Genomic DNA, 1,958 nt, shown 5'->3' with positions numbered 1-1,958 from the left:
CCTGACGACCGGTGAGGTCCAGGCCCACCTGGCCGAGGTCTATGGAGCCGAGGTGTCCCGGCAGACGATCTCCACGATCACCGACAAGGTGCTCGACGGCATGGCCGAATGGCAGAATCGACCGCTCGACGCCGTCTATCCCGTGATCTTCATTGACGCTATCCACGTGAAGATCCGGGTTCTGTCGACGATCTTGTGATCTGGACGGTTGAGCGGTTCGTGCCGATCGTTCGCAATCATGCATCGGGTGCTCTCGTGATGTGCTTTTGGAGCTGTTTCCTTACCTGTCCGCGTTGCTCATCGAGGAGGTCGAGCGATGGCCGGACAAGGTGGTGTTGAGGACGCGGGTGCGGGCGGCGAGCGGGTCCTGCCGATGTGGTCAGAGCTCCGCTCGGGTGCACGGCCGGTACGTACGTAAGCTGCGTGACGTTGCCGTGGGCGGGTTCGGCGTGGTGATCGAGTTGTGCGTCCGCCGGTTCCGCTGCGAGAACACTGCCTGCGCGGCGGTGACGTTCGTCGAACAGATCGCGGGTCTGACGACCCCGCATAGTCGGCAGACTCCGTTATTGCGCGGGGTGCTGACGCGGATCGGACTGGCCCTGGCTGGCCGGGCAGGAGCCCGTCTGGCCTCCGCGGTCGGCATCACCGTGGGCAAGGACACGCTGCTGCGACTGGTCAGGGCCCTGCCTGAACCGGAGGTCGGTGAGGTGGAGGTCCTCGGCGTCGACGACTTCGCATTCCGCAAGGGCCGTCGCTACGGCACGGTGCTGATCGACATGGCCACCCACCGTCCATTGCATCTCTACGAGGGGCGCGAGGGCGAAGATCTCACCGCATGGCTCCGCGGCCACCCCGAGGTGAAGGTGATCTGCCGGGACCGTTCCAGCGGCTACGCGGAGGGCGCGCGCATCGGAGCGCCGCAGGCCGAGCAGGTCGCTGACCGCTATCACCTGTGGGCCAACCTCGGCCAGGCGGTCGAGAAAACAGTGAACGCTCATCGCTCCCGTCTGGCCGAACCGCCTTCGGCACCCGCAGACACCCCAGACAAACCGCAGGTGGTCCAGCCGCTGGCAGAGTTGAGGATCGTAACTCGGCTCCGCGAACAACATGCTGCCGCACATGAGTTGTGGCATCAGGGGATGTCGAAGGCGGCAATCGGCCGGAAACTCGGACTGCACCAGGCCACCGTCCGCAAACTGGTCAATGCTCCCTCCGCGGACGACGTCGTCGCCCAAAGCCTACAGCGGGCGCACGTCGTCGACCCGTATGTTGGCTACCTGCACCGGCGCTGGAACGACGGCGTCAGAAACGCCACCCAGCTTTATCGCGAGATTCAGGAACAGGGTTACTCCGGAGGCGAGTTGGCCGTCCAACGTCATCTGCGGCAGTACCGCACCGGGCGTGGACACGCCCCCGATCCGGGGCCGAATCCTCCGCCGGTCCGCGAGGTCACCTCATGGATCATGACTCACCCCGAACGCCTGCGGAACGAGGACGCCGACAGGCTTCACCGGCTGCGTGAACGCGATCCCGAACTGGACCGGCTCACTCTTCACGTCAGGAAGTTCGCTGCCATGATGACCGCACGCCACGGCGACCGCCTCGAGGACTGGATCACCAGCGTCGAACGGGACACCCTCGCTCCACTCGCGGGCTTCGCCCGCAACCTCCGCCGTGACTTCGACGCTGTCCGCAACGGACTGTCCCTTCCCTACAGTTCCGGCGCCGTCGAAGGCAACATCAACCGACTGAAGATGCTGAAACGGCAGATGTTCGGCCGGGCCGGCCTCGATCTCCTTCGCAAACGCGTCCTGCTCACGCGATGATCCCAACCCGCTGGATCACAAGATCGTCGACAGAACCAAGATCCGGGACGGAGCGGTAGCCAACAGGCCCATCTACGTGGCCCTGGCGGTCACTGTCGAGGGCCGGCGGGACATCCTGGGGTTGTGGGCTGG

At 65.2% G+C, this 1,958-nt stretch carries 1 protein-coding gene and 2 pseudogenes; all 3 read left to right on the top strand.

Translation table 11 applies throughout. The annotated features are described in order from the left end of the window. A pseudogene (locus ACWC24_RS41840) lies at nt 1-178 on the top strand (transposase); the annotation flags it as partial. A gap of 82 nt (nt 179-260) precedes the next feature. Next, the gene (locus ACWC24_RS41835) at nt 261-1,826 is read left to right on the top strand and encodes an ISL3 family transposase (protein WP_450668165.1); all 1,566 of its coding nucleotides are present in this window, start codon (nt 261-263) and stop codon (nt 1,824-1,826) included. Nucleotides 1,827-1,863: 37 nt separating this feature from the next. Next, nucleotides 1,864-1,958, top strand: a pseudogene (locus ACWC24_RS41830) (transposase); the annotation flags it as partial.

The organism is Streptomyces sp. NPDC001443 (assembly GCF_053597355.1).
This window is presented reverse-complemented; position numbering and strand designations above follow the sequence as displayed.